This is a genomic window from Streptococcus mitis, from assembly GCF_946190275.1.
GTDB classification, from domain to species: Bacteria; Bacillota; Bacilli; order Lactobacillales; family Streptococcaceae; genus Streptococcus; species Streptococcus mitis_DC.
Window position 1 is genome coordinate 17,767 of record NZ_CAMHZQ010000015.1, and the last position, 25,876, is coordinate 43,642.

The following is a 25,876-nucleotide window of genomic DNA, read 5'->3' on the forward strand; positions in this document are numbered from 1 at the left end:
TTATTTATATTGTTTTAAATCTAGATTTTCCGCTTCATCAGCCAGACGAATAGCGGAGGCAATTTCAACTGCCATCCTGTGACTAGCTACATCATGCACGCGCACCACTTCCACACCCTGTCTTGCAGCGATACTGGTTACATGAGCCGAAGCCGTGTCCCGATTGCGGAAACCAAGCTCTGTCTCAGGATCGACTTCAAAGCCATTTTCTTCAAGAATATTGATGACAAACCGCTTGCGCGACACTCCGAGAAAGATTGGATAGCCTTTCTGATGGAGTTTATCCAGGTCCCGTAAAAGAAGCAGATTTTCTTTCTTGGTCAGACCAAAGCCAATTCCTAGGTCCAACAGGATATTTTCTTGTGCAATCCCAGCTTGATTTGCTCTCGCTAGTGCTCGTTCAAAGAAAGCCTCCATCAACTCTTCGATTGGCAGTTTTTCAAAGGTAGCTAATTCTTCCTCTGTAAAAGCTTGACCAAATCCAAAATGAGGGAATATGAGCGAGCTAGGGTGATGAGGTCGAGCCATGACTGGATTAAACATGATGACCACTTTCGCTCTAGCCTTAGCTACCACATGAGCCATTTTTTCATCACCCATGAGTCCAGTAATATCATTGACTAGATTAGCACCAGCAGCCAAAGCAGCCTCTGCTACCTGACTTTTCCAAGTATCGATGGAAATAAGGACATCACTTTCCTTGCGAATAGCTTTGATCACTGGAACAACACGCTGGATTTCTTCTTCTATCTCAACATAGACATAGCTACTTCCCGGCCGAGTTGATTCTCCACCGATATCAAGCATGCTGGCTCCTTCTGCTATCAATTTACGAGCCTGCTGGAGCGCCTGCTCAAGAGCAAAAAATTGACCACCGTCCGAAAAGGAGTCTGGGGTTACATTGATAATTCCGCAAATAGCTGTCTTTGCATGATTGGCTTTAGTTGACATATCGGTCACTCCCTCAAGGCTTTTCACCATATTATTTCTCTATTTTACCATAAAAAGAAAAAGATGGACACGATTGCATTCATCTTTTTCCCAGTTGAAACAAGTAAGCAATTGTCAAAAATCTTAAACAGAGATCCCTAATGTCCGACTCAAAATCACCACGAGAGCCAACAAACAGAAAACAACCCCATTCACAATCATGTGAAGTAAGATAGACATTTCCAAACGTTGGGTTTTATAAACTGTCCAAGTTAGCACAGTTGACATTCCTCCATAGATAAGAAGAGAAGGTAGATTTGTCGGTAAATGAAGCAAGGCAAAGATAATAGCACCGACTATATAACCCACATTTTCTTTACCACGAAAGAGTTTTTTAGGAATCACTCCTCGACATAAAATCTCCTCACAAATAGGAGCTATTAGAACCAGTAAGAAAAAACTGGAAATTAAGGAACTATTCTGGACCAAATCATTAATATTTGATTGATTGCTGGTTGTTGTTTCATTCATCAAACGCAATAAGACCACACCAAGAATATTAAAGGCAAGAATCACTAGATAGCTTAAGGCCAATCTAGCCAAATCCTTAGCCTTGAAAAATGAAAAACCAAAACTAGCCAACTGTGTTTTCCTAGCACCTATTATAAATACAGTTAAAACCACAAGAGATAAGGCCCCTACTAATAGTCCAGTTTGAAGCAGTGGAAATTTTCTGCTAGTTAGAAAAGTTGCTAGGGCTAAAGGAAACTGAGAAAACAAAAGCCCTACTAGAAAGATTATTAACCACTTCCCCCTGTTTAATACTTCACCCCAAATATTCTTTTTTATCATCAATCATACTCCTACCATTCAATCAAAATCACCTACCTAGTTTGAAGCAATTTTCAAGTAACTATAATATAAAAAGGGGAGAACCCCTTTTTATATTATAGCATTTATAGTGCCATGCTGATATAGTTAAGGATAAACAAGGCATCCAAAATCCAAATCATGACATGAACATCTTTAGCTTGACCTTTGACAAGCTTAGTCAAAGTGTAAGTCAAGAAACCAACTGCAATCCCTTGAGTGATAGAGTAGCTGAATCCCATAAAGATAGATGTGAAGAAGGCAGGAACTGCTTCAGACATATCGTCCCAATGGATATTTTTCAAGCTAGCCAACATCATAATCCCAACGATAATCAGGATTGGAGCTGTAGCGGCTGTTGGTACAATCGCTAGAAGTGGGCTAAAGAAGCTTGAAATTGCAAAACAGATAGCTACAACCAATGCTGTCAAACCAGTACGTCCACCTGCACCGATACCAGCAGCAGACTCAACATAAGTCGTTACGTTTGAAGTACCTGCAATGGCACCAATTGAAGTACCAATCAAGTCAGAGTAAAGAGCCTTGTCCAACTTAGCTGATTGGTGATTTTCACCATTTGTCGCTACGATACCAACTTTTTCACCTGTACCGATCAAGGTACCAATCGTGTCAAAAATATCTGTCAATGAGAAGGCTAGAATGGCCATCAAAGTTTCAGGCAAGCGAGCTGTATCTGAAATCAAAGCTCCCAAACCTTCTGAACCAAGAGCTGCACCAAAGACTGTCTTCAAGTCTTCAAAAGCTGCACCAACATGGTTATTAGCAAAATCGATACTAGACAAATCTACCAAACCAACTGCGATAGCAAGAACAGTTGTTGTCAAGATAGAGAGGATAATTCCTCCTTTAATCCCTTTAATGACAAAGAAGATTGTGATAGCAAGTCCTGCAAGAGCCACCAAAACAGCTGGATTATTAAAGCTAACCAATCCTGGAACTGCTGAAGCATTTGCTGTAATCGCTGCTTGAGCTTTATCAGCCCCTTCTCCTGCAACCGTATAATTTCCTGGATCGATAGAGAATTTCAAAAGTCCAGCATTCTTAATCCCCACGTAGGCAAGGAAGACACCGATACCAGCTGAAATAGCTGAACGAAGGGCGTTTGGAATCGATTCAATAATCATTTTACGAACGTTTGTCAAGGTAATAATCAATGAGATAATTCCACAGATGAAGACCATAGCTAGGGCTTCTTGCCATGAATAACCAAGCCCGAATACAACTGTAAAGGTAAAGAAGGCATTGAGTCCCATACCTGGCGCTTGAGCATATGGCAAGTTGGCGTAGAAGGCCATCATCAGGGTACCAGCAACTGCACCGATAATCGTTGCGAGGAATACACCCTGAGCAGGCATTCCTGTTTGCGAAAGAATTTGTGGGTTTACAAAGAGAATATAGCTCATTGCAAAGAAAGTTGTTAAACCAGCGAGAACCTCTGTACGAACGTCTGTACCGTTCTCTTTTAGTTTAAATAATTTGTCCATTATCAATCTCCTTTTAATTTTTACGAACAATAATAGAATTATATCATTTATCATTCACTTTTTCAATATCTTTGTTTGATTTATTTAAGAATTTGATGAAATTTCTTTTTTTGTTTCGAATCTGCTTTTCTGCCTGCTTTCTGTTATAATAGTAGACATCTTATCTGAAAAGACACTAGAAAGGTCCCTATGACGAAAAAAATTATTGCAGTTGACCTGGATGGAACCCTGCTCAACTCAGACAGTCAGATTTCTGACTTTACCAAAGAAACCATAAAAAAAGTTACTGGAAAAGGGCATCAGGTTATTATTACGACAGGGCGCCCTTACCGAATGTCAAAAGATTTCTACCGTGAATTAGGCTTAAATACTCCTATGATTAATTTCAATGGCTCCCTTACTCATTTACCAGACCAAGTTTGGGATTTTGAAAAGTGTTTGACTGTAGACAAAAAATATCTGCTAGATATGGTTCGACGTTCAGAGGACATTCAAGCCGATTTTATCGCTGGAGAATACCGTAAAAAATTTTACATTACAAATCCTAATGAAGAAATTGCCAATCCCAAACTATTTGGCGTAGAAGCTTTCCAGCCTGAAGATCAATTTCAACCTGAATTAGTGACCAAAGATCCTAACTGTATCCTATTACAGACCAGAGCCAGTGACAAGTATGCCTTGGCAAAAGAAATGAACGCCTTCTACCATCATCAACTTTCTATTAATACCTGGGGAGGTCCGCTCAATATCCTTGAGTGTACCCCAAAAGGTGTCAACAAAGCCTTTGCTTTGGACTACTTGCTCAAGGTAATGAACCGTGACAAAAAAGATTTGATTGCTTTTGGAGATGAGCACAATGATACCGAAATGCTTGCTTTTGCTGGGAAAGGTTATGCAATGAAAAATGCCAACCCAGAGCTACTCCCCTATGCAGATGAGCAAATTTCCTTGACAAATGACCAAGACGGAGTTGCCAAAACCCTGCAAGACTTATTCTTATAGTCCATACTGATACTCAATGAAAATCAAAGAGCAAACTAGGAAGCTAGCCGTAGGCAGTACTTGAGTACGGCAAGGCGAAGCTGACGTGGTTTGAAGAGATTTTCGAAGAGTATGACCAGCTTGCGAGCTGGTCTTTGTGCTCTTTTCACAGTCTCATCAACCAGTTAATCGATTGTTCTACTTTTTGCCTTCAAAACCTTGGAAAAGGCTTTCTTTTGTGATATACTTCACATATAAATACAAGAGAGCTCGTCATACTCGACTCTGTTGACACAAAATCAATCCAGTCCTGTTTCTCCTGCTCTCAGTTAATATCAAGGAGGATAGCTATGAAAGCTGTTGTTGTAAATCCAGAAAGCACTGGTGTTGCTATTGAAGAAAAAGTACTCCGTCCACTTGAAACTGGGGAAGCACTTGTAGAAATTGAATACTGTGGTGTTTGCCACACTGACCTCCACGTTGCCCATGGCGACTTCGGTCAGGTACCAGGACGTGTTCTAGGTCACGAAGGTGTTGGTATCGTCAAAGAAATTGCCCCAGATGTGAAAAGCCTTAAAGTCGGCGACCGCGTCAGCGTTGCTTGGTTCTTTGAAGGATGTGGCACTTGCGAATACTGTACAACTGGCCGTGAAACTCTTTGCCGTACAGTAAAAAATGCCGGCTACTCAGTAGACGGTGGTATGGCTGAACAATGTATCGTAACTGCAGACTATGCTGTCAAAGTTCCTGACGGACTTGATCCAGCCCAAGCTTCTTCTATCACATGTGCTGGTGTAACAACCTATAAAGCTATTAAAGAGGCCAAAGTTGAACCAGGTCAATGGGTTGTTCTTTACGGCGCTGGTGGTCTTGGTAACCTAGCTGTTCAATATGCTAAAAAAGTATTCAATGCTCATGTCATCGCAGTTGATATCAACAATGACAAACTTGCCCTTGCAAAAGAAGTAGGCGCTGACATTGTTATTAACGGCCTCGAAGTTGAAGATGTACCTGGACTTATCAAGGAAAAAACTGATGGAGGTGCTCACTCAGCTGTCGTAACTGCTGTGTCTAAAGTTGCCTTCAACCAGGCTGTTGACTCAGTTCGTGCTGGTGGTCGCGTAGTCGCTGTTGGTCTTCCTTCTGAAATGATGGAACTTAGCATCGTGAAAACAGTTTTAGATGGAATCCAAGTCATCGGTTCTCTTGTAGGAACTCGTAAAGACTTGGAAGAAGCCTTCCAATTCGGTGCAGAAGGTTTAGTAGTTCCAGTTGTTCAAAAACGTCCAATAGAAGATGCCGTAGCCATTTTCGACGAAATGGAAAAAGGGCAAATCCAAGGACGTATGGTACTCGATTTCACCCACTAATCTAATAAAAACCTATTTTAAAAGTTGGAATGCGCTTCCAACTTTTTTATATTAAATTTTTTAATAAGGATTCAAAAAAACTTCTCTAAGACTCAATATATCAATATTTTCAGATGTAATCTTTTTAATTATTTTATGATAAATAGTTGATTTTTAGATGAAAACGGTTTATACTTAAACAGTCTTAAAGTTTTCTTAAACGAAAACTAAAACAAAAAAGGAGGAATGACAATAATGAGTATCGGAATCATTATTGCGAGCCACGGCGAATTTGCTGCGGGTATTCATCAGTCAGGATCTATGATCTTTGGTGAACAAGAAAAGGTTCAAGTTGTAACCTTTATGCCAAATGAAGGTCCTGATGATCTATACGCTAAGTTTAATAACGCTGTTGCTGCATTTGACGCAGAAGATGAGGTTCTAGTTTTGGCTGACCTTTGGAGTGGATCTCCATTCAACCAAGCTAGCCGCGTGATGGGAGAAAATCCTGAGCGTAAGTTTGCCATCATCACAGGACTTAATTTACCGATGTTAATTCAAGCCTACACAGAGCGCCTCATGGACGCTGCTGCAGGTGTAGAAAAAGTCGCTGCGAATATTATTAAAGAAGCCAAAGATGGCATCAAAGCTCTTCCAGAAGAGCTAAACCCAGTTGAGGAAGTAGCAAGCGCTGCAGCTGCTCCAGTTGCCCAAGCTGCTATTCCAGAAGGAACTGTCATCGGAGACGGTAAACTCAAAATCAACCTTGCCCGTCTAGACACTCGTTTACTTCACGGTCAGGTTGCAACTGCTTGGACTCCAGATTCAAAAGCAGACCGTATCATCGTTGCTTCAGATAACGTAGCTAAAGACGAATTACGTAAAGAATTGATTAAACAAGCAGCTCCAGGTAAAGTGAAAGCAAACGTTGTTCCTATCCAAAAACTAATCGACGTTGCAAAAGATCCTCGCTTCGGAGAAACACATGCCCTTATCTTGTTTGAAACACCTCAAGATGCCCTTCGTGCTATCGAAGGTGGCGTACCAATCAAAACTCTTAATGTTGGATCAATGGCTCACTCAACTGGTAAAACAATGGTTAACAACGTTTTGTCTATGGACAAAGAAGACGTTGCTACATTTGAAAAAATGCGTGACCTTGGTGTTGAATTTGATGTACGTAAAGTACCAAACGACACGAAAAAAGATTTGTTTGACTTGATCAACAAAGCAAACGTGCAATAATCGATTTTATGAAAGGATTTTAAAGATGTCTATTATTTCTATGGTTTTAGTAGTCGTTGTAGCCTTCCTAGCAGGTCTTGAAGGTATCCTCGACCAGTTCCAATTCCATCAACCAATCGTAGCTTGTACCCTTATCGGTCTTGTTACTGGTAACCTTGAAGCAGGGATTATCCTTGGTGGTTCTCTTCAAATGATCGCCCTTGGTTGGGCTAACATCGGAGCTGCCGTAGCTCCTGACGCTGCTCTTGCTTCTGTTGCTGCTGCCATTATCATGGTTCTTGGTGGCGACTTTACTAAGACAGGTATCGGTGTTGCCCAAGCGGTTGCTATCCCTCTTGCAGTTGCTGGTCTATTCTTGACTATGATTGTCCGTACACTCTCTGTCGGATTAGTTCACACTGCTGATGCTTCTGCTAAAAAAGGTGACTTTAAAGCAGTTGAACGTGCTCACTTTGTCGCACTTCTTCTTCAAGGTCTTCGTATTGCAATCCCTGCAGCACTCCTTCTAATGGTACCAACTGAAACCGTACAAAGCATTCTAAATACTATGCCTGATTGGCTCAAAGACGGTATGGCTATCGGTGGTGGTATGGTCGTTGCCGTTGGTTACGCTATGGTTATCAACATGATGGCAACTCGTGAAGTATGGCCATTCTTCGCTATCGGTTTCGTGCTTGCTGCCGTGTCAGATATCACTCTAATCGGATTTGGTGCTATCGGTGTTGCTATCGCTCTTATCTACCTTCACCTTTCTAAAACTGGTGGAAATGGTGGCGGAGGAGCCGCAACTTCTAACGACCCAATCGGCGATATCCTAGAAGACTACTAAGATAAGAAAGGACTGAAAACATCATGACTGAAAAACTTCAATTAACTAAATCAGATCGTAAAAAAGTTTGGTGGCGTTCAACTTTCTTACAAGGTTCTTGGAACTATGAACGTATGCAAAACTTGGGTTGGGCTTACTCATTAATTCCAGCTCTTAAAAAACTCTACACTAAAAAAGAAGATCAAATTGCTGCTCTTGAACGCCATCTTGAGTTCTTCAACACTCACCCATACGTAGCCGCTCCAATCATGGGGGTTACTCTTGCACTTGAAGAAGAACGTGCTAACGGTGTTGAAATCGACGATGCTGCTATCCAAGGGGTTAAAATCGGTATGATGGGACCTCTTGCTGGTATCGGTGACCCAGTATTCTGGTTTACAGTACGCCCAATCCTTGGATCACTCGGTGCTTCACTTGCCCTTACTGGTAATATCTTAGGTCCAATCCTCTTCTTCGTTCTTTGGAACTTGATTCGTATGTCATTCTTGTGGTATACACAAGAGATTGGATACAAGGCTGGATCAGAAATCACTAAAGATATGTCTGGCGGTATCCTTCAAGACATCACTAAAGGAGCTTCTATCCTTGGTATGTTCATTCTTGCTGTCCTTGTTCAACGTTGGGTAAATATTAAATTTGCTTTCGATGTTGCCAAAGTTCAACTAGATGAAAAAGCTTATATCCATTGGGATAAATTGCCAGAAGGATCTAAAGGTATCCAAGAAGCATTCGCACAAGTAGGACAAGGATTGTCTCAAACACCTGAAAAAGTTACTACTTTCCAACAAAACTTGGATATGTTGATCCCTGGACTATCAGGACTACTCCTTACTTTCCTTTGCATGTACTTGCTTAAGAAAAAAGTATCTCCAATCACTATTATCCTTGCACTCTTCGCAGTGGGTATTGTGGCACATGTTCTTCACATCATGTAATCAAGCAACTTAAAAGGAATCAGGTTCTAAAATCTGATTCCTTTTTTCTATACTTTTATTCGGCCAAGGCACCCATTGGATCCCATGGTGCGAGTACAATTGGTTCTGCTTCATAGGCAGCTTGTTCTTCTGCTGTCAGCAATTCCTTACGGACAACGATTTGGTAAGTGTATTCGTCCATCCAAGCGTCTGAGGCAACAAAGTAACCATCGGTACCAACCTTGTCTCCCCATGAGTTTTCAACCTTCCACTTGGTTGACTTCCCATTTTCATCCAAATCAACACCTGTCAAGACCATGGCGTGGGTCATCAAACTTTCGCTGTAATCCAAACGTCCAGCCTTGTCTTGAGTGAGTTTAATGTCCATGCTTGATTCAAAGTCATAAACATCTGTCGCAAGGATTCCAGCCTTACGGTTGCTGAGCTGGCCGACATCAGAACCAAACCAAACAGTCTCACCTGCTTGCATTTGAGCAATTGCCAACTCTTTCAAGCGCTCCATCGGCACGTTGATGTAACGAACCGCACGGCTACCAACCACATTTCCTAACATCTCAACTGTGTAAGATTGGCCGTAAGGCTTGTCAGCAGTTGGGGCGTTGATAACAGAAACGTAATCTTCTAGAGGAAGATTGACATATTTCTTGTAAAATTCTTGTGGTGTGATGCCCTTTTCACTTTGGTAGTTGTTATCTTTATCGCGATAAGCAAAGTCAAATTTACGTGGTGGAAGTCCTAAAGACATAGCAAGAAAGTTAAAGATTTCTTGCAAAAGATCTTCTTTCTTAGCTTGAACAGTCGCTTGGTCTGCGCCAGAAGCAAGCAAGTCACGCAAGATTTGAGCATCTTGACGAAGCAATTTGTTGAGAATGGCATTTAGCTCACGACTGCTGCTAGATGAAACAGACTCTGGATAAACAGACTTAGGAACGACACCATATTTCTCAAAGAGAGAAACGACCATATCCCATTGACCGCCATCTTGTTGTGGAGTTTGGAGTAGGAATTTAACCTTACGACTCGTCAAGTCTTGGTCTGCAGTCGCAATCACTTGCTCCAAGAACCAGTTGGATTTCTCATACTTGTCCCAGAAGAAGGTGTGGGCCTGTGACAATTCAAAGTTCTCTAATTTGTATTGTGAAATGAGTTTGTGGCGGAAGGTGTTGAGAGCTGCAAACATCCAGCAACGACCAGACGCTTTCTGGTTGGTTACCTTGTCCTTGGTCAAATCCAATGAGAAAACAGGTGTGTTGTCTACATGGCTTTGGCGACGTTCTAGGGCTGCAAAAATTCCATTGTGGCTGGCAGCATTTTCAATCGCTTGGTATTTGATATTTGCTTCATAATTGGCAAATAGTTTATCAGTAAATGATTCTTGAATCGCGTTCATAGATTCCTCCTTTTATTCTACAGTCTATTATAACGCTTTTTACAAAGGAAGCAACTGAAAAACATAAAAGGCAAGGACATTGTCTCTTACCTTTTTCAAATATAAACTAAATTAAGCAATACTAGCAAGGAGAATTTCTAACTCTTCCTTGGTCAAGCGACGCCATTCTCCTCGTTGCAAGCTTTCATCTAAAATCAGAGTTCCCATAGTCAAACGTTGCAAGTCTACTACTTCCTTGCCGCAGTAGGCCACCATACGCTTGACCTGATGAAACTTCCCTTCTGCAATGGTCACACGGATTTGGCTCTGATTCTTTTCTGTATCTGTGGAAAGAATCTCCAGTCTAGCGGGTTGACAGGTAAAGTCTTTGAGCGGAATGACCTTGGCAAATATCTCCACATCTTCTTGGGTCATAATTCCCTTGACCTGAGCCAGATAGGTCTTATCCACATGACGCTTGGGCGAAAGAAGAGCATGGGCCAGCTTGCCATCATTGGTCAAGAGTAGAAGACCATGTGTATCAATATCCAAGCGTCCTACTGGGAAAACTTCCTTGCTCCGAGCAATATCATCCAGCAAGTCCAGAACGGTTCTGTGCTTGGGATCCTCAGTCGCTGAAATAACTCCTTGGGGCTTGTTCATCATGTAGTAGACAAACTCTTCATACTCCAACACTTGCCCATCAAAGCGAATCTCATCTATTTTTTCATCAATCTGCAATTTAGCTGATTTCTCTTTTTTACCATTTACAGTCACGCGCCCAGCCTTGAGCAAGTTTTTGACCTCAGTCCGACTTCCCACAGCGCAGGCAACTAAAAATTTATCTAATCTCATAGAACTATTATATCATATCAAAAGGAGGCTGTCTCAATGACCAACCTCCTTTTCATTTCATACTCTTCAAAAATCTCTTCAAACCGCGTCAACGTCGCCTTGCCGTATGTATGGTTACTGACTTCGTCAGTTCTATCTGCAACCTCAAAACAGTGTTTTGAGCTGGCTTCGTCAGTTCTATCTGCAACCTCAAAGCAGTGCTTTGAGCAACCTGCGGCTAGTTTCCTAGTTTGCTCTTTGATTTTCATTGAGTATCAGATTTAGGAAATTAACTTCCTCGTCTCCAAAAAATCGCTAAGACAATCATGGAACCTAGTACTGCCGGAATAATGGCAGTTCCTGCTATTATCGGTCCCCAAGTCCCAAAAAGCAAGTGGCCTATAAAAGCACCAATCCAGCCCAGAAACATTTTTCCAAAACATCCCATTCGCTCTCCACGATTGGTCAGAGTACCTGCTAAAAATCCCACTAGGAGACCAACGAACATGCTTCCTAACATATTATCTCCTTAATTTGCCCAATCTCCGTTACGGAAGAGTGGTACACGTGTCCCATCCTCACGGATACCATCGATATCCATTTGGTTAGAACCAATCATAAAGTCTACGTGAACATCTGAACGGTTAAGCCCCGCAGCTTCAAGCTCCTCTTCGCTCATCTCCGCTCCACCAACAACGCTAGTTGCATAGGCTGCACCGATGGCCAAGTGATTTGACGCATTTTCATCGAAAAGGGTGTTAAAGAAGGTAATACCTGACTGAGAAATTGGGCTTGGATCTGGTACCAAGGCACATTCACCTAAGGCACGCGCACCCGCATTTTCAAAGACAAGGTCTTTCATGACCTGATCACCCTTCTCAGCAGTGATATCTACGATTTGTCCATCCTTAAAGGTTACCTTAATACCTTCAATGATATTTCCGTTATAGCTAAGCGGTTTTGTAGAAGTGACATAACCATCTGCGCGACGGAAGTCAGGCGCTGTGAAGACTTCCTCTGTCGGCATATTTGGCAAGAATCCTTCGCCCTGTGCATTGATAGCACCAGCTGATTCCCAAACGTGGTTTTTCGGCAAACCAAGTGTCAAATCTGTTCCTGGCGCTGTGTAGTGAAGGGCTGAAAATTGCTCCTTATTAAGCATATCGGCCTTGCTCTTTAAGATAGCTGCATGCTCTTCCCAGGCCTTAACAGGATCTTCTTCATAGACACGGCAAGTTTTGAAGATTTGGTCCCAAAGAAGATCGACTGCTTCTTCGTCGCTCGCAGCATTTGAAAAGACTTTCTTGGCCCACTCAAGTCCAGCAGCGGCTGCTACAGTCCAGCTAACCTTGTTAGATTGCGTTGCGATTCGCATTGGCTTCATGGCAAGTCCCATAGCTTTGGCAGAAGCTGAAAGCTTGTCAGCATCCACTCCGTTCAAGGCACCTGGGTCAGAAGAACGAACCCCAAGACGGCTAGCCTTGTTCTCCAAGAGATAGTTCATCTCAGCAATCTTGTATTCAGGCACATTGTCCAGACGCTCCATCGGAGCATGTAGGAATTTCTCACGGTTAATGACATCATCTGTCCACTGAACGATGACCTCATGCGCACCCAAGGCATAAGCTTCTTTGACGATTAAGTGAGCCAACTCACGTTGCTCCACATCGATAGAGAGAGCCAAAGTGTGACCAGGTTGCACGTTGATTCCGTTCGCAACCAATAATTTCGCATATTTTTCTAGATTTTCTTTAAAATTTGGTAAAACCATTCTATTCTTCCTTTTCTTTTTGTTTATTTTTCTTTCAAAGCAGAAAATAATCCTGCTAAAGCAATAGCACCTGACAAGAGTGCTGTTGATAGAAGGATTGTCTGGTCAGCAAGTTCTAATTGATATTCAAATACCTTCTCAGCCGGCTTATCTTCCGCAAAAATTCTTAGTTTCATGAGAACCCCCTTAAAATTTATTAAAACAAATCACTATGACTGCCTGTCCTCAGCAAATTTAAAATCAATTCTTCCTTGTTTACTTTATAAACCAAAAGCCAATCTGGCTGGATATGGCATTCACGAACTCCTTGAAAATGTTTGGATGCCGTCAATGGATGATCACGATATCTAGCAGGAAGTTCTTTTTCTTGAACAAGAAAATTTAAAACTTCTTCTAATAATTCTGCCTTCAAACCACGCTTCATAGCCAACTTAAAATCTTTTTTAAACTGTTTATGATAACGAATCTTAAGCACGCAAATCCTCCATCAAGTCAGAGACTGATTCAAAAGACTGGCTCATATTACGATTTTGGTCTAAATCCGTTAACACTTGGAGCAACTTCCGATTTTCGTCTAGTCTAACATCAAAAGGTAATCCTTGATATTGAATAGCCTGACGAAGGAAAATATTAATAGCCGTTGTCATATCCATTCCCAGATTACTAAACACCTGTTGGGCCTGCTCCTTAACCTCACTATCCAGACGGATGCTCATACTCGTCTTTGACATACTCTCACCCTCTTTCTATAGACTATTTTAACAAAAAAGAAGGCTAATGTAAATCTATTAGATATACATTAGCCTTCTTTGGGTAGATGATTAAACAATTTTTTTAAAACAACTCATCAAACAAACTCAACTGGTTATCCTCTGGCATATTTCCAAGAATACCCATCTCATCCATCTTTTCAACCAAGGTTGATGAGAGTCCACCACGTTTGCGTAGTTCTGTTTTAGAGAGGAATTCTCCCTCTTCACGCGCTCGTACTAACTGCTTGGCAACGTTCTCTCCTAGACCATCCATAGCAACAAATGGCGGGATGAGGGTATCCCCATCGATAAGGAACTCTGTCGCCTGACTACGGTAGAGATCGAGTTTTCCAAACTTGAAACCTCGTTCCCACATCTCATTAACAATCTCAAGAGTTGTATAGAGATCAATTTCCACATTAGAGGCTTCATTGTTCTTCCGTTTTTCAGAGATTTCTTCCATTCTGCGCTTGATGGCATCCAAGCCCGCACCCATAGTCTTGATATCAAAAGCCTTAGCGCGGATTGAGAAGTAAGCACAGTAATAATAAATAGGATGGTGAACCTTGAAGTAGGCCACACGCAAGGCCATCATAACGTAAGCTGCCGCATGGGCTTTAGGGAACATGTACTTAATTTTCCCACAGGATTCGATATACCACTCTGGTACCTTATTAGCCTTCATGGCTTCGATGTAGCCATTGCGTTCCTCTTCGGAAATCTTTAGCCATAAGCCTTTACGCACCCGTTCCATGATGGTAAAGGCCATCTTAGGTTCGAGACCAGCATGCATGAGGTAAACCATGATGTCATCCCGACAACCGATAACAGTTGATAGGTCCGCTATTCCTTGTTTAATCAAATCTTGTGCATTGCCCAGCCAAACGTCGGTACCGTGGGATAGACCTGAGAGCTGAAGCAACTCCGCAAAAGTTGTCGGATGGGTCTCGTCTACCATTCCACGTACGAAATTGGTTCCAAACTCTGGAATCCCCAACATCCCCGTAGGCGTTCCAATTTGTTCAGGTGTTACCCCAAGCACATCAGTCCCAGAAAAGAGAGCCATAACGCCTTCATCATCCATAGGAATTTCATTGGGATCAATACCAGACAAGTCCTGAAGTTTTCGAATCATAGTCGGATCATCATGTCCCAGTACATCGAGTTTGAGGACGTTCTCGTCGATATCATGGAAGTTAAAGTGAGTCGTTTGCCATTCAGCCGTCACGTCATCCGCTGGATACTGGACAGGCGTAAAGTCGTAGACATCCATGTAGTTAGGAATAACAACGATTCCCCCGGGGTGTTGTCCTGTTGTCCGCTTGACACCAGCCGCACCTTGAGCGAGGCGTTCCACCTCTGCATCACGATAAAACTTGCCATAATCTCGCTCATAGCCCTTGACAAAACCATAGGCAGTCTTGGCAGCCACCGTACCAACCGTTCCTGCACGGAAGGCATATTCTTCACCAAAGATATCACGCACATCCAAGTGGGCGCTAGGCTGGTCTTCTCCCGAGAAGTTCAAGTCAATATCGGGAACCTTGTCCCCATCAAAACCGAGGAAGGTCTCGAAAGGAATATCTTGCCCATTTTTGCTGAGTTTGCGACCACATTTAGGACAGTCCTTATTGGGCATGTCAAAACCTGAACCGTAAGAACCATCGGTGATAAACTCACTGTACTGACACTGACCACAGACATAGTGAGGAGAGAGAGGATTAACCTCCGTAATCCCAATCATGGTCGCAACGAAACTAGATCCGACAGACCCACGAGAACCAACCAAGTAACCCCGTTCATTAGAACGTTGTACTAGCATCTGCGATGCCAGATAAATCACGGCAAATCCATTCCCCAGAATGGAAGTCAATTCTTTTTCAATCCGCAAATCAACAATATCTGGCAGCGGATTTCCATAAATCTCAAAAGCTTTCTTGTAGGTCAATTCAGCGACCGTTTCTTCAGCCTTGTCAATGAAAGGCGTATACAAGTCACCCTTAACAACCTCAACAGGTTCAAATGTCTCTGCCAAGGCATTGGTGTTTTCAATAACCAGTTTACGAGCCAAATCCTCTCCCAAGAATGCAAATTCATCCAACATTTCATTAGTCGTTCTAAAATGAGCTTTTGGAAGAGGAGCGGGTTGAGCATGTTCGCCGTGACCTATGGTTCGGTTAATCATAGCCCCCTGTCCCAAACTACGGACGATAATTTCACGGTAAATCTCTTCTTCCGGTTCGATATAGTGAACATTTCCAGTAGCCAGAACAGGCTTACCAAGACGGTCTCCCACTTCTATCAAACTCTTTATAATGGTCTGGAGTTCTTCCATATCCTTGACCTGCTCCTTGGCAATCAAGGGAGCATAGATAGCTGGTGGCATGACCTCGATAAAGTCATAATACTTGGCCACCTCAACCGCTGCATCCACACCTTGAGAAACAACTGCATCGAAAACTTCACCCTCCGAGCAAGCCGACCCCAAAATCAAGCCCTCCCGATGGGCATCTAGAACCGTTCGCGGAATCCGAGGCACCCCTTCAAAATACTTGGTATTAGACAGAGAAACCAGTTTAAAGATATTTTTTAAACCTACCTGATTCTTGACATAGATGGTCGCATGCTTGATTCTAGCTTTTTTATAAGAATCTGGACTAATCAAATCAATGTTGAGTCTAGCTAGATCAGTCACACCATGTTTTTCTGCCACCTCTTTGATAAAGATGAAAAGCAGGCGACCTGTAGCTTCCGCATCGTAATTGGCCATGTGGTGATGTTCTAAGGCCACACCAAAACGCTTGGTCAAAGGCCCCAAACCATGACGTTTATACTCGGGATAGAGGTTTCGAGCAAACTCCAGCGTATCAATCACTGGCTGACTAATCTTTGGCAGACCATGACGCTCATAATTGGCATTCATAAAGCCAACGTCAAAGGTCGCATTGTGGGCAACTAGGACCGTATCCTTGCAAAATTCTTGGAATTCTTGCAAAACTTGTTCTAGTGGTTTGGCATTTTTGACATGGTCATCTGTAATTCCAGTCAACTCAGTAGTAAAGGCTGACAAGGGATGCCCAGGATTGATAAATTCATCAAATTCAGCAATAACATTCCCCTTGTACATCTTAGAAGCCGCAACCTGAATCAAATCATTATAGATAGCTGATAGACCTGTCGTTTCCACGTCAAAGACCACATAGGTTGCTTCTGACAAGTCCATCTCCACTTCGTTGTAGACGATAGGGACACGGTCCTCCACGATATTGGCTTCCATACCATAGATCAGCTGAATTCCCGCTTTCTTAGCCGCCTTATAGCCGTGTGGGAAGGACTGGACATTCCCGTGGTCCGTGATGGCAACAGCCTTGTGTCCCCACTTAGCAGCTGTCGCAACGATTTCTTCAACCTCTGGCAAAGCATCCATGGTCGACATGTTAGTATGAGCATGAAACTCAACCCGGCGGTCTCCTTCTGGCATCAAATCCTTCCGCTCATAGTGAACAACTTCCTGCACATCCTGTACGTTCATAGTCAAATCTCGTGTGAAGTTATTCATCTCCACATTCCCACGAACTCGGAGCCAAGAATTCTTCTTGATAAGGTCAAATTTCTGGGCCTCTTCCTCATTTTTAACCCACTTTTGCATAGAAAAACTTGAAGTGTAGTCCGTCATTTTAAAGTTAATTAAAACACGACCGGTTCTAGTCACTTTTTGCTCCACATCAAAAACAACCCCTTCAAAGACCAGACGATTTTCCTCCGTCGTGACTTCGATCATAGGAGTAATCTCCGCCTTATCTAGCTTTGGCTTAGCCGCAGCCTTTTTGGCCTGAAAATCAAAGGCTGGTTTCTCTTCCGCTGGAGGAGGTGCCATCTGTTCCAGTTGCTCCATAGCACGGAGCGCTTCCTCATTGGCGGCTTGAACAATCTGCTCATTTTCAGCATGAAAGGCTTCTTCCTGCTCTTGAGTCAGCACATCATTCTTCTCTACTTGACAATTAAAAGTTGGAAAACCAAACTTTTCAAGTTGTTTCGCTAAATTAGGAAGATGATTCTTCTTAAAATGTTCCTTATCAATCGCCTCTGAACCTTCAATAAAGAGTTGATTGCCTTCAGCACGAACTCGCAAATTCTGGTAAAGAGATTTAAATCCTTGACTAGCACATGGCCCTTCAGAAAAAGCCTCTCTATAATAGGCTTGTAAGAGTTGGTTTGAAAATTCTTGAGACAGAGCCTTAATTTCAAAAATAGCTTTATTACCTGTCTTAGAAAATTCCTCACTCAAACCCTTCTTTAATTCTAAAAAGATTTCAATCGGTAAAATATTAGAAAATACGAAATGAAACTCCCATACCTTACTAATTTTATGAACCACAACTCGTTCAATATCAGCATGTGATAAAGCAGATGCCTGTCTCATTTCAGCAGGCATCCCCAGTTGATTAATCAAAATTTCAAAACTGTTTGACATTCATTTTCCTCACATTATTCTCCTACTATTTTACCATATTTAGAGGTATTTTCTAAAGACAAAAGGAAGCCACTAAGTGACTTCCTTCTAGAGTGAGGACTGATTAGTCTTCACCTTTGTTTTTCTTAATGATTTCTTCTTGTACTGACTTAGGTACATCTTCGTAGTGGTCAAATACCATCATGAATGTACCACGTCCTTGAGATGCAGAACGAAGAACTGTTGCGTAACCGAACATTTCAGCAAGTGGAACGTAAGCACGAACGATTTGGCTGTTACCGTGTGCTTCCATACCATCAACACGTCCACGACGAGCAGTTACGTGACCCATAACATCACCAAGGTTTTCTTCTGGAACAGTGATTGTCACAAGCATCATTGGCTCAAGGATAGCTGGTTGCGCTGATTTAGCAGCTTCTTTAAGAGCAAGTGAAGCCGCGATCTTGAAGGCAGTTTCAGATGAGTCGACATCGTGGTATGAACCATCGTAAAGCTTAGCTTTAACGTCAACCATTGGGTAACCTGCAAGAACACCGTTAGCCATAGATTCTACCAAACCTTTTTCAACCGCTGGGATAAATTCACGAGGAACCACACCACCGACGATTGCGTTTTCGAATTCGAATCCTTTACCTTCTTCGTTTGGAGTAAATTCAATCCATACATCACCGAATTGACCTTTACCACCAGACTGACGTTTGAAGAATCCACGTGCTTGAGTAGAAGCGCGGAATGTTTCACGGTAAGATACTTGAGGAGCACCTACGTTCGCTTCAACTTTGAACTCACGACGCATACGGTCAACAAGGACGTCAAGGTGAAGCTCACCCATACCAGAGATAACTGTTTCACCAGTTTCAACGTTTGTTTCAACGCGGAATGTTGGATCTTCTTCAGCCAATTTTTGAAGGGCGATACCCATCTTGTCTTGGTCAGCTTTAGATTTTGGCTCAACCATCAATTGGATAACTGGTTCTGGAACGTTGATTGACTCAAGGATGATTTTAGCTTTTTCATCTGTCAATGAGTCACCAGTTGTAGTATCTTTCAAACCAACGGCAGCAGCGATATCACCTGAGTAAACAGTGTCGATTTCTTGACGGCTGTTAGCGTGCATTTGAAGGATACGTCCGATACGTTCACGTTTACCTTTAGAAGTGTTCAATACGTAAGAACCTGATTGAAGAACACCTGAGTAAACACGGAAGAATGTCAAACGACCTACGAATGGGTCTGTCATGATCTTGAAGGCAAGAGCTGCAAATGGCTCTTCATCAGATGCTGGACGAGTTTCTTCTTCGTCTGTATCTGGGTTGATACCTTTAATTGCTGGGATGTCAAGTGGGCTTGGAAGGTAGTCGATAACCGCATCAAGCATCAATTGAACACCTTTGTTCTTGAAGGCAGAACCACACAATACTGGGAAGAATTCAACGTTGATAGTCGCTTTACGGATACCAGCTTTCAATTCTTCGTTAGTGATTTCTTCACCTTCAAGGTATTTCATCATCAATTCTTCGTCAGTTTCAGCAACTGCTTCGATCAATTTTTCACGGTATTCTTGTGCTTGGTCAAGGTATTCAGCTGGGATGTCTTCTTCAAGGATATCTGTACCAAGGTCGTTAGTATAGATTTCAGCTTTCATCTTGATCAAGTCGATGATACCACGGAAGTCATCTTCAGAACCGATTGGCAATTGGATTGGGTGTGCATTTGCTTGAAGACGATCGTGAAGTGTGCTTACAGAGTAAAGGAAGTCAGCACCGATTTTGTCCATTTTGTTGGCAAATACGATACGTGGAACTCCGTACTCAGTTGCTTGACGCCAAACTGTTTCAGTTTGAGGTTCAACACCTGATTGTGAATCAAGAACGGTAACCGCACCATCCAATACACGAAGAGAACGTTGTACTTCGATTGTGAAGTCCACGTGTCCTGGTGTGTCGATGATGTTTACGCGGTGGTTGTTCCATTGAGCTGTTGTCGCAGCAGATGTGATAGTGATACCACGTTCTTGCTCTTGCTCCATCCAGTCCATTTGTGACGCACCTTCGTGAGTTTCACCGATTTTGTGGATTTTACCAGTGTAGTAAAGAATACGCTCAGTAGTTGTTGTTTTACCAGCATCGACGTGAGCCATGATACCGATATTACGAGTTTTTTCAAGTGAAAATTCGCGTGCCATGAGGTTTGTTTCTCCTATTTATTTTTGATTTCTATTCTATTATAACACGATTTTAATAAAAACGGATAGGCAGGACCTACCCGTTCTCAATATTTTCATGCTATTGTTGGTTTCAACTTACGAGATGGTAAGTTGAGTTGAACTCGGGCTAGAGTTAGCTAGCCGATTTGAGCCGGAACGGGATACTGTGTGAAAAAGATAAACTTCCTTGTATTCGTCGAATACTGCGTCAGTTTCCTATTTTCACCTTGCATCCTTACCGTTCCTAGCATCATGATTTAGTTGAGCTCAAGCTAAAAGTCTGGAGAAAAAGATGAATCTCATTGGTTGCAATCGCAACCTGCTTCGATTCCCTATTTTCTCTGGGACTTTCTTAACGCTTTCGCATCCTATCTTACCAACGGAAGTGTGCAAATGCACGGTTAGCTTCAGCCATACGGTGAGTGTCTTCACGTTTCTTAACAGCTGCACCAGTGTTGTTAGCAGCATCCAAGATTTCTTTTGCAAGACGGTCTTGCATTGTGTGTTCACCGCGAAGACGAGCGATTGTTACCAACCAACGAAGTCCAAGTGTTGTACGACGTTCTGGACGAACTTCAACTGGAACTTGGTAGTTAGATCCACCAACACGACGTGCACGTACTTCAAGTACAGGCATGATGTTTTCCATAGCTGTTTCAAATACTTCAAGTGCATCGTTGCCAGTAGCTTCTTTGATTTGCTCAAAAGCACCGTAAACGATTGAAGCAGCTGTACCACGTTTACCGTCAAGCATAACGCGGTTGATAAGACGAGTAACTAGTTGTGAATTGTAAAGCGGATCTGGCAATACGTCACGTTTTGGAGCTCTATTTTTACGACTCATTTCTCTTTATCCCCTTTCCTTATGCTTTTGGACGTTTAGTACCGTATTTAGAACGGCCTTGTTTACGATCGTTAACACCTGCAGTATCAAGTGCACCACGGACGATATGGTAACGTACCCCTGGAAGGTCTTTTACACGTCCACCACGAAGAAGCACCACGCTGTGCTCTTGCAAGTTGTGTCCGATACCTGGGATGTAGGCAGTAACTTCGATAAGGTTGCTCAAACGTACACGAGCGAATTTACGAAGGGCTGAGTTAGGTTTTTTAGGTGTCATTGTTCCAACACGAGTTGCAACACCACGTTTTTGTGGTGAAGAAACGTTTGTTTGAACTTTTTTATGACTGTTGTAACCAACGTTCAAAGCTGGTGATTTAGATTTTTCTACTTTTGATTTACGCGGTTTGCGAACCAATTGGTTAATTGTAGGCATCTACATTCTCCTGTGTTTTTTTTATTTTTGGTGATGATACACTTGGTGACAGCTATCATCTGTGTGTACTTTTGCAACATTTGTCAGCACGTCCCTGTACACTCTTGAGAGACCAAAAGTAAAAAGTACCGTCTATTATTGTAACAAAATTTTCCATTGGTTGTCAAGATATTTTTCTTTTTTATTCTTAATTTTAGCTCTTTTGTGGTGCTCCCCCCAAAAAGAAAAAGGAGGAATCCCACCCTCCTAAAGTTAGTATTGTTCCATTCAATCCCATCAATTTTAACACATAATGTTCAGAAAAATATTATATCATCACAACCAACCAGATTCTTTCGCGATATTAGCTGCCTCTGTTCGATTACCTGCATCAAGTTTTGAAAGAATATTGGTGACATAGTTTCGGACTGTTCCGTTGGATAGATAGAGTTTGTCTGCAATTTCTTGGTTAGAGAAGCCCTGAGCAATTCCCTTTAAAACTGCGATTTCTTGTTCTGTTAATGGATTGGGATGCGTCATCACCACTTCCATCAATTCAGGCGAATACTCCTTGCCTCCTTCTAGGACGGTGTGCAAGGTTTGCATGAGGTCTGCAATGTTTCTTTCTTTTAATACATAAGCATCTACTCCAGCCTTGACCGCACGTTCAAAATACCCAGGACGCTTGAAGGTCGTCACTACAACCACCTTTGTTTCTAGATTTTCTGCTCGTATCCACTCCAAGACTTCAAGACCTGTCTTAACAGGCATTTCTACGTCAAGGATGGCGATATCCACAGACTCCTTTTCTAATAGTTGGATTGCTTCTTGCCCATTCTTGGCCTGAAAGACAGACTTTACATCCGATTGAAGCGTGAGCAACTGGCACATGGCATCTCGCAACATACTTTGATCTTCTGCAACAAGTAGTTTCATCTTAGTTTCTCTCCTTATAAGGTAGTCGAACCTTAACTTCTGTCGGTTGTTTCCAACTAATTACCTTTACTTCTCCCGAAAATGGAAGAACACGATCTCGGACTGTATGGAGCTCATCTCCTTTTATAGAAGCGAAGCCACAGCCATCATCACTTACTGTTAGAATGAGTTCCTTCTCTGTCCGTTCTAATTTTAAGTACGCTTTAAACGCTTGGGCATGTTTGATGATATTGGTTACTAACTCAAGCAAAATCATGGAAGCCGTCGACTCCACATCCTGGGTCAAGCTAGCCTTGTCCAAGTGATTGTCAACTTGAACCTCAATGCCAGCAATTTCTAACATCTTTTTCACAGTCTCTAGTTCGGATGTCAAAGTTCTAGACTTAAGATTTTCCACAATGGTTCGCACTTCATGCATTGATTCTTTGCTAATTTGCTGTATTTCTCTTAATTCCTTTTCCACCTGTGGATAAGCCTGTATTTGAAATAACTGCAAGGCTAGATCAGTTTTAACACTAAGCATAGCAAAGGTATGCCCCAGACTATCATGCAAATCTTGACCGATACGACTGCGTTCATTTTCAGCAAGCAATAAATTTATCTGGGCATTTTGCTTAGCCTGTGCTTCTTTCAAATCCTCTACAATTCGAATCCGAACCAAACCAAAAGTCATTAAATCGATAAAAGTGATAATTCCAAGCAGATAGACTAGAAACTCAACTTCAACTTCCTGAAAAATCAAAAGTTGCCCCACAACAAGGACTTGAGCAAGGAGAAAAGTCCGGACATGTAAAGAATTAAAACTACGTACGCCGAAATGATAAATTAAGAGATTGGCAAGGAAAAAGAAGAACCAGATATAATTTACACCAACAAAGGCAGTATTCCCAGCTACATAGGCTAGCATAATCACCCAACAGAGCCAGGATAAACGCTGACTCTTGGTGGTTAAAACACCTAAGTAAGCCAAGACAAACAGAATATCAATCAACAAATGCCAGACAGCAAGCTCCCCAGTCACTACAGGAACGATGGGAAAAACCATAAAAATCAAACTGGCCCAATACATATAGTCTATGCTTTTTAGTCTTTCAAGCATTAAGCATTCTCCTTATGACCTTGAAGGTAAATGGTCAAACCAAACAAAACTGCTGAAAAAACAAGTAGATAAACTGTGGCTGATAGATTGATGCCACCCTCATTTAAGAAGGTCTTGAGCAACTCCATCAACTGATAAGTTGGTAGGCACTTCCCGATTGCTTGCATCCAGTCTGGAAATAAAGAGATGGGCATCCAGAGTCCGCCTAAAACAGCCAAGCCTAGATAGAGAAGATTGCCCACGACAGACATCAGCTGACTAGAAGGCAAGAGTGTCAAGGTCAAGCCAAGCGCTACAAAAGCTACACTTCCTACTATCAGCAAGAACGCAGCCCCAATCCAGCTTCCTAAAGACATATCCACACCTCTGACCAAGTGCCCAACTGAGAAAACCACCAAGATTGAGACCAAATAATCAACCATCATACTTGTTATCTTTGATAGATAATATTCTACCATATTTACAGGGGTATGGCGTAATGTTTTCTGCCAGTTGTTGATTTTATCGGTATGTAAAACAGCTGGGAATGAAAACATAGCTGTCGACATCATGGAAAAGGCAGTCATGGAGATGAGGTAATCACGCATAAAATTAGCCGGTCCACCTGGTGTGTCCTGGTACATGCCTGAAAAGAATAAATAGAATGCTGTCGGCATCCCTACGGATAATAGATAATAGACTAATTGTCGTTTGGTCAATAGAAATTCTATCTTGTTTAGTGCGGTCCATCGTTTCATCTTAGTCATCTCCCTTTTGTGTTTCTTCAAAGATTGTATCCAGTAAGCTACGATTATTGACTTCAATTTCTTGAATCCTACATCCTGCTTGCACTAACAGTTCCCAAAAAGCATCTGCTTCGCGTGTGACTACTTGTAGAGCATCCTGTTTTTGTGACCAGTTTTCAACCAAGTTTGACTGTTCGACAACTTCCTTATATGCTAGAGGAAGGATAAAGTGCTTTTCAATCTCCTCACTGCGCATGGCTAGAGGTGTTGTATCGCGAATCAACTCTCCCTTATTCAAGACCAAGATTCGATCCGCAGTATGCTCTACCTCTTCGATATAATGGGACGAATAGAGGATGGTTACTCCCTGAGCTTTTAACTCCTGAACAATTTCCCAAAAGCGTTGACGAGTTGAAGTATCCATGGCAGCAGTTGGTTCATCTAAAAAGACAAGCTTTGGTCGCCCAATCAAGGTCAAGACAAAAGAGAAGAGACGCTTTTGCCCGCCTGACAATTTTTCTGCAAATTGCTCTTTCTGTTGCTGTTCAAACTGCAATAGTTGATCGATTTCTTGCTCGCTCAAAGGATTTGGATAAATACTTTGAAAGAAAGCAATCAACTCTTTAACCTTCAATTTCTGTACAATCACATTTTCTTGAGAGAGGTAAGCCCTAGTATAGTCTAACTTAGAACTCGTCACTGATAAACCTTGAATAGATACTTGACCGCTGGTAACCAGTTTATCTCCGAGCAAACAGTCCAGAAGTGTTGTCTTACCAGCACCATTGGGACCAATCAAGGCGACACATTCACCTTCAGCTACCTCAAAGGAAATATCCTTCAAAATAGCCTTGCTCTTGATGTTTTTATTTAGGCTTTCTACCTTAATCATGTTCATGATATTCTCCTTTCAGCCACTCCTCTCCCATAGGAAAGGCGATAAAAATCATAAATCCTAGTCCCCAGGCACCACGGATGAATTGGTGAAGGAAGGCTTGATCAAACCAACCTGTAAACATTTCTACCAACCATACCACTAGTGATAGTCCAATAAAAAGATAGAGAAACGCTTTTTTCATTTTTCAAACTCCTTTTTCACATCTCTGACCAATTTCAAACCTTCTCTGATAAGCCAAGACATCATTCCAAAGCCAGCAAAAAGCTCCCAAGGAAAATGGTAGAAATCCTCATCCAATCCCGAAAACATGAGATAGGTCATAACTCCTGCTGCTACTAAACTCATTGCGACAATTACTTTATGTTTCATTTTTTTCCTCCACTTGATACATCTAGTATAATTCTTTGAAGGTAGAATCACTAGAAGCTTCTGTCATGAGGAGATATGACAAATGTCATAAAAAATTCTATTCAAAATAAGCAAGATACACTATACAATAAAACATGAGGTAGAAAAGAATCTATAGTCACTTCCTTTATAGTGACATCAAATTCAATTCAAACTATAATGTAAACTAATACTTATTTAAAATCGTAATAGGAGCAATTTTTATAACATAAAAACATATACTATTGCCTCAACAGAAACTCTTCTATTGCTTTATTAAAAATTTATAAGAGTTATAAAATCTGTTAAATTTCAATGTGTATAATTAACTACCGTATTTATTAAACAGGGTAAGAAACAAAAAAGAGAGAAGCAAACTGTTTCTCTCTTAATGTATATAATATCTAGTTAAATAAAAAAGATACGCTTACGTATCTCTTCTCTGTACTGAATCGGGAAGACAGGATTCGAACCTGCGACACCTTGGTCCCAAACCAAGTACTCTACCAAGCTGAGCTACTTCCC

General features: G+C 41.8%; 26 protein-coding genes and 1 tRNA gene. 5 read left to right on the forward strand and 22 right to left on the reverse strand.

Going from position 1 to position 25,876, the window contains the following annotated elements; genetic code table 11:
- From folP to N8M20_RS07950, 3 genes are all read right to left on the reverse strand, one after another.
- A complete protein-coding gene (folP, locus tag N8M20_RS07940; protein WP_261080123.1) occupies positions 1 to 981 on the reverse strand; it encodes a dihydropteroate synthase in 981 nt (326 codons plus the stop codon).
- A gap of 93 nt (positions 982 to 1,074) precedes the next feature.
- Positions 1,075 to 1,782, reverse strand: a complete 708-nt coding sequence (locus tag N8M20_RS07945; protein ID WP_261080125.1) for a CPBP family intramembrane glutamic endopeptidase — start codon at positions 1,780 to 1,782, stop codon at positions 1,075 to 1,077.
- 104 nt (positions 1,783 to 1,886) lie between these two features.
- Positions 1,887 to 3,305 (reverse strand): NCS2 family permease, encoded by a 1,419-nt coding sequence (locus tag N8M20_RS07950; protein WP_000359256.1) that lies wholly within the window; start codon positions 3,303 to 3,305, stop codon positions 1,887 to 1,889.
- 189 nt (positions 3,306 to 3,494) lie between these two features.
- On the opposite strand from N8M20_RS07950, the gene N8M20_RS07955 reads away from it, so the two are divergent.
- The 5 genes from N8M20_RS07955 to N8M20_RS07975 all read left to right on the forward strand — a co-directional run bounded on the left by N8M20_RS07955 (position 3,495) and on the right by N8M20_RS07975 (position 8,644).
- Positions 3,495 to 4,307, forward strand: a complete 813-nt coding sequence (locus N8M20_RS07955) for a Cof-type HAD-IIB family hydrolase (protein ID WP_261080127.1) — start codon at positions 3,495 to 3,497, stop codon at positions 4,305 to 4,307.
- 329 nt (positions 4,308 to 4,636) lie between these two features.
- Positions 4,637 to 5,656, forward strand: a complete 1,020-nt coding sequence (gene adhP / locus N8M20_RS07960; protein WP_000649144.1) for an alcohol dehydrogenase AdhP — start codon at positions 4,637 to 4,639, stop codon at positions 5,654 to 5,656.
- 234 nt (positions 5,657 to 5,890) lie between these two features.
- Positions 5,891 to 6,880 carry a PTS sugar transporter subunit IIB gene (locus N8M20_RS07965; RefSeq protein ID WP_000021970.1) on the forward strand — a complete coding sequence of 330 codons (990 nt, stop codon included), beginning with the start codon at positions 5,891 to 5,893 and terminating at the stop codon, positions 6,878 to 6,880.
- 25 nt (positions 6,881 to 6,905) lie between these two features.
- Complete coding sequence (locus N8M20_RS07970; protein WP_261045312.1) at positions 6,906 to 7,709, forward strand: PTS mannose/fructose/sorbose transporter subunit IIC; 804 nt, start codon at positions 6,906 to 6,908, stop codon at positions 7,707 to 7,709.
- 23 nt (positions 7,710 to 7,732) lie between these two features.
- Entirely contained in the window at positions 7,733 to 8,644 is a 912-nt protein-coding gene (locus tag N8M20_RS07975) for a PTS system mannose/fructose/sorbose family transporter subunit IID (protein ID WP_033676082.1), read from the forward strand.
- 55 nt (positions 8,645 to 8,699) lie between these two features.
- On the opposite strand, the gene pepC is transcribed toward N8M20_RS07975, so the two are convergent.
- From pepC to N8M20_RS08070, 19 genes are all read right to left on the reverse strand, one after another.
- Positions 8,700 to 10,034 (reverse strand): aminopeptidase C, encoded by a 1,335-nt coding sequence (pepC, locus tag N8M20_RS07980; RefSeq protein WP_261080232.1) that lies wholly within the window; start codon positions 10,032 to 10,034, stop codon positions 8,700 to 8,702.
- Positions 10,035 to 10,145: 111 nt separating this feature from the next.
- Complete coding sequence (locus N8M20_RS07985; protein ID WP_261070619.1) at positions 10,146 to 10,868, reverse strand: pseudouridine synthase; 723 nt, start codon at positions 10,866 to 10,868, stop codon at positions 10,146 to 10,148.
- A gap of 17 nt (positions 10,869 to 10,885) precedes the next feature.
- On the reverse strand, positions 10,886 to 11,116 hold the full coding sequence (locus N8M20_RS07990) for a hypothetical protein (RefSeq protein WP_261070620.1): 231 nt from the start codon (positions 11,114 to 11,116) through the stop codon (positions 10,886 to 10,888).
- Positions 11,117 to 11,136: 20 nt separating this feature from the next.
- Positions 11,137 to 11,367, reverse strand: coding sequence for a GlsB/YeaQ/YmgE family stress response membrane protein (locus N8M20_RS07995; protein WP_000901572.1), 231 nt, complete (start codon positions 11,365 to 11,367; stop codon positions 11,137 to 11,139).
- 9 nt (positions 11,368 to 11,376) lie between these two features.
- Entirely contained in the window at positions 11,377 to 12,618 is a 1,242-nt protein-coding gene (locus tag N8M20_RS08000; RefSeq protein ID WP_261070621.1) for an aminopeptidase, read from the reverse strand.
- A gap of 23 nt (positions 12,619 to 12,641) precedes the next feature.
- Complete coding sequence (locus N8M20_RS08005; RefSeq protein WP_000776626.1) at positions 12,642 to 12,794, reverse strand: hypothetical protein; 153 nt, start codon at positions 12,792 to 12,794, stop codon at positions 12,642 to 12,644.
- Positions 12,795 to 12,814: 20 nt separating this feature from the next.
- Positions 12,815 to 13,093: a type II toxin-antitoxin system YafQ family toxin gene (locus N8M20_RS08010; RefSeq protein WP_261080233.1), complete on the reverse strand. Its 279-nt coding sequence runs from the start codon at positions 13,091 to 13,093 to the stop codon at positions 12,815 to 12,817.
- Positions 13,086 to 13,349 carry a type II toxin-antitoxin system RelB/DinJ family antitoxin gene (locus N8M20_RS08015; RefSeq protein WP_049551202.1) on the reverse strand — a complete coding sequence of 88 codons (264 nt, stop codon included), beginning with the start codon at positions 13,347 to 13,349 and terminating at the stop codon, positions 13,086 to 13,088. Before N8M20_RS08015 ends, N8M20_RS08010 begins: the two co-directional genes overlap by 8 nt.
- A gap of 103 nt (positions 13,350 to 13,452) precedes the next feature.
- The gene (locus N8M20_RS08020) at positions 13,453 to 17,844 is read right to left on the reverse strand and encodes a PolC-type DNA polymerase III (protein WP_261080234.1); all 4,392 of its coding nucleotides are present in this window, start codon (positions 17,842 to 17,844) and stop codon (positions 13,453 to 13,455) included.
- A 103-nt stretch (positions 17,845 to 17,947) separates the two neighbouring features.
- Complete coding sequence (gene fusA, locus N8M20_RS08025) at positions 17,948 to 20,029, reverse strand: elongation factor G (RefSeq protein ID WP_000090348.1); 2,082 nt, start codon at positions 20,027 to 20,029, stop codon at positions 17,948 to 17,950.
- A gap of 394 nt (positions 20,030 to 20,423) precedes the next feature.
- Entirely contained in the window at positions 20,424 to 20,894 is a 471-nt protein-coding gene (gene rpsG / locus N8M20_RS08030; protein WP_000087873.1) for a 30S ribosomal protein S7, read from the reverse strand.
- Between the two features lie 19 nt (positions 20,895 to 20,913).
- Complete coding sequence (gene rpsL, locus N8M20_RS08035) at positions 20,914 to 21,327, reverse strand: 30S ribosomal protein S12 (protein WP_001142332.1); 414 nt, start codon at positions 21,325 to 21,327, stop codon at positions 20,914 to 20,916.
- Between the two features lie 315 nt (positions 21,328 to 21,642).
- Complete coding sequence (locus N8M20_RS08040; RefSeq protein ID WP_261080235.1) at positions 21,643 to 22,242, reverse strand: response regulator transcription factor; 600 nt, start codon at positions 22,240 to 22,242, stop codon at positions 21,643 to 21,645.
- Between the two features lies 1 nt (position 22,243).
- Complete coding sequence (locus tag N8M20_RS08045; RefSeq protein WP_261080236.1) at positions 22,244 to 23,341, reverse strand: sensor histidine kinase; 1,098 nt, start codon at positions 23,339 to 23,341, stop codon at positions 22,244 to 22,246.
- Complete coding sequence (locus tag N8M20_RS08050; RefSeq protein WP_261080237.1) at positions 23,341 to 24,078, reverse strand: ABC transporter permease; 738 nt, start codon at positions 24,076 to 24,078, stop codon at positions 23,341 to 23,343. The genes N8M20_RS08045 and N8M20_RS08050 overlap by 1 nt, the downstream gene beginning before the upstream one ends.
- Position 24,079: 1 nt before the next feature.
- Positions 24,080 to 24,964, reverse strand: coding sequence for an ABC transporter ATP-binding protein (locus N8M20_RS08055; RefSeq protein WP_261080238.1), 885 nt, complete (start codon positions 24,962 to 24,964; stop codon positions 24,080 to 24,082).
- Positions 24,951 to 25,145: a hypothetical protein gene (locus tag N8M20_RS08060; RefSeq protein WP_261080239.1), complete on the reverse strand. Its 195-nt coding sequence runs from the start codon at positions 25,143 to 25,145 to the stop codon at positions 24,951 to 24,953. Before N8M20_RS08060 ends, N8M20_RS08055 begins: the two co-directional genes overlap by 14 nt.
- Positions 25,142 to 25,333 (reverse strand): hypothetical protein, encoded by a 192-nt coding sequence (locus N8M20_RS08065; RefSeq protein WP_261080240.1) that lies wholly within the window; start codon positions 25,331 to 25,333, stop codon positions 25,142 to 25,144. Before N8M20_RS08065 ends, N8M20_RS08060 begins: the two co-directional genes overlap by 4 nt.
- Before the next feature lie 470 nt (positions 25,334 to 25,803).
- A tRNA-Pro gene (locus N8M20_RS08070) sits at positions 25,804 to 25,876 on the reverse strand.

What these genes read in the sequence shown, in the direction of transcription:
- N8M20_RS08020 (WP_261080234.1), bottom strand. Translation starts at nt 17,844, where the DNA reads ATGTCAAACAGTTTTGAAATTTTGATTAATCAACTGGGGATGCCTGCT.
- N8M20_RS07970 (WP_261045312.1), top strand. Translation starts at nt 6,906, where the DNA reads ATGTCTATTATTTCTATGGTTTTAGTAGTCGTTGTAGCCTTCCTAGCA.
- N8M20_RS07990 (WP_261070620.1), bottom strand. Translation starts at nt 11,116, where the DNA reads ATGAAAATCAAAGAGCAAACTAGGAAACTAGCCGCAGGTTGCTCAAAG.
- N8M20_RS08065 (WP_261080240.1), bottom strand. Translation starts at nt 25,333, where the DNA reads ATGAAACATAAAGTAATTGTCGCAATGAGTTTAGTAGCAGCAGGAGTT.
- N8M20_RS07965 (WP_000021970.1), top strand. Translation starts at nt 5,891, where the DNA reads ATGAGTATCGGAATCATTATTGCGAGCCACGGCGAATTTGCTGCGGGT.
- N8M20_RS08055 (WP_261080238.1), bottom strand. Translation starts at nt 24,964, where the DNA reads ATGAACATGATTAAGGTAGAAAGCCTAAATAAAAACATCAAGAGCAAG.
- N8M20_RS07975 (WP_033676082.1), top strand. Translation starts at nt 7,733, where the DNA reads ATGACTGAAAAACTTCAATTAACTAAATCAGATCGTAAAAAAGTTTGG.
- pepC (WP_261080232.1), bottom strand. Translation starts at nt 10,034, where the DNA reads ATGAACGCGATTCAAGAATCATTTACTGATAAACTATTTGCCAATTAT.
- fusA (WP_000090348.1), bottom strand. Translation starts at nt 20,029, where the DNA reads ATGGCACGCGAATTTTCACTTGAAAAAACTCGTAATATCGGTATCATG.
- N8M20_RS08050 (WP_261080237.1), bottom strand. Translation starts at nt 24,078, where the DNA reads ATGAAACGATGGACCGCACTAAACAAGATAGAATTTCTATTGACCAAA.
- adhP (WP_000649144.1), top strand. Translation starts at nt 4,637, where the DNA reads ATGAAAGCTGTTGTTGTAAATCCAGAAAGCACTGGTGTTGCTATTGAA.
- N8M20_RS08000 (WP_261070621.1), bottom strand. Translation starts at nt 12,618, where the DNA reads ATGGTTTTACCAAATTTTAAAGAAAATCTAGAAAAATATGCGAAATTA.
- N8M20_RS08015 (WP_049551202.1), bottom strand. Translation starts at nt 13,349, where the DNA reads ATGTCAAAGACGAGTATGAGCATCCGTCTGGATAGTGAGGTTAAGGAG.
- N8M20_RS07950 (WP_000359256.1), bottom strand. Translation starts at nt 3,305, where the DNA reads ATGGACAAATTATTTAAACTAAAAGAGAACGGTACAGACGTTCGTACA.
- N8M20_RS07995 (WP_000901572.1), bottom strand. Translation starts at nt 11,367, where the DNA reads ATGTTAGGAAGCATGTTCGTTGGTCTCCTAGTGGGATTTTTAGCAGGT.
- rpsG (WP_000087873.1), bottom strand. Translation starts at nt 20,894, where the DNA reads ATGAGTCGTAAAAATAGAGCTCCAAAACGTGACGTATTGCCAGATCCG.
- N8M20_RS07955 (WP_261080127.1), top strand. Translation starts at nt 3,495, where the DNA reads ATGACGAAAAAAATTATTGCAGTTGACCTGGATGGAACCCTGCTCAAC.
- rpsL (WP_001142332.1), bottom strand. Translation starts at nt 21,327, where the DNA reads ATGCCTACAATTAACCAATTGGTTCGCAAACCGCGTAAATCAAAAGTA.
- folP (WP_261080123.1), bottom strand. Translation starts at nt 981, where the DNA reads ATGGTGAAAAGCCTTGAGGGAGTGACCGATATGTCAACTAAAGCCAAT.
- N8M20_RS08005 (WP_000776626.1), bottom strand. Translation starts at nt 12,794, where the DNA reads ATGAAACTAAGAATTTTTGCGGAAGATAAGCCGGCTGAGAAGGTATTT.
- N8M20_RS08060 (WP_261080239.1), bottom strand. Translation starts at nt 25,145, where the DNA reads ATGAAAAAAGCGTTTCTCTATCTTTTTATTGGACTATCACTAGTGGTA.
- N8M20_RS08045 (WP_261080236.1), bottom strand. Translation starts at nt 23,341, where the DNA reads ATGCTTGAAAGACTAAAAAGCATAGACTATATGTATTGGGCCAGTTTG.
- N8M20_RS07945 (WP_261080125.1), bottom strand. Translation starts at nt 1,782, where the DNA reads ATGATAAAAAAGAATATTTGGGGTGAAGTATTAAACAGGGGGAAGTGG.
- N8M20_RS08040 (WP_261080235.1), bottom strand. Translation starts at nt 22,242, where the DNA reads ATGAAACTACTTGTTGCAGAAGATCAAAGTATGTTGCGAGATGCCATG.
- N8M20_RS07985 (WP_261070619.1), bottom strand. Translation starts at nt 10,868, where the DNA reads ATGAGATTAGATAAATTTTTAGTTGCCTGCGCTGTGGGAAGTCGGACT.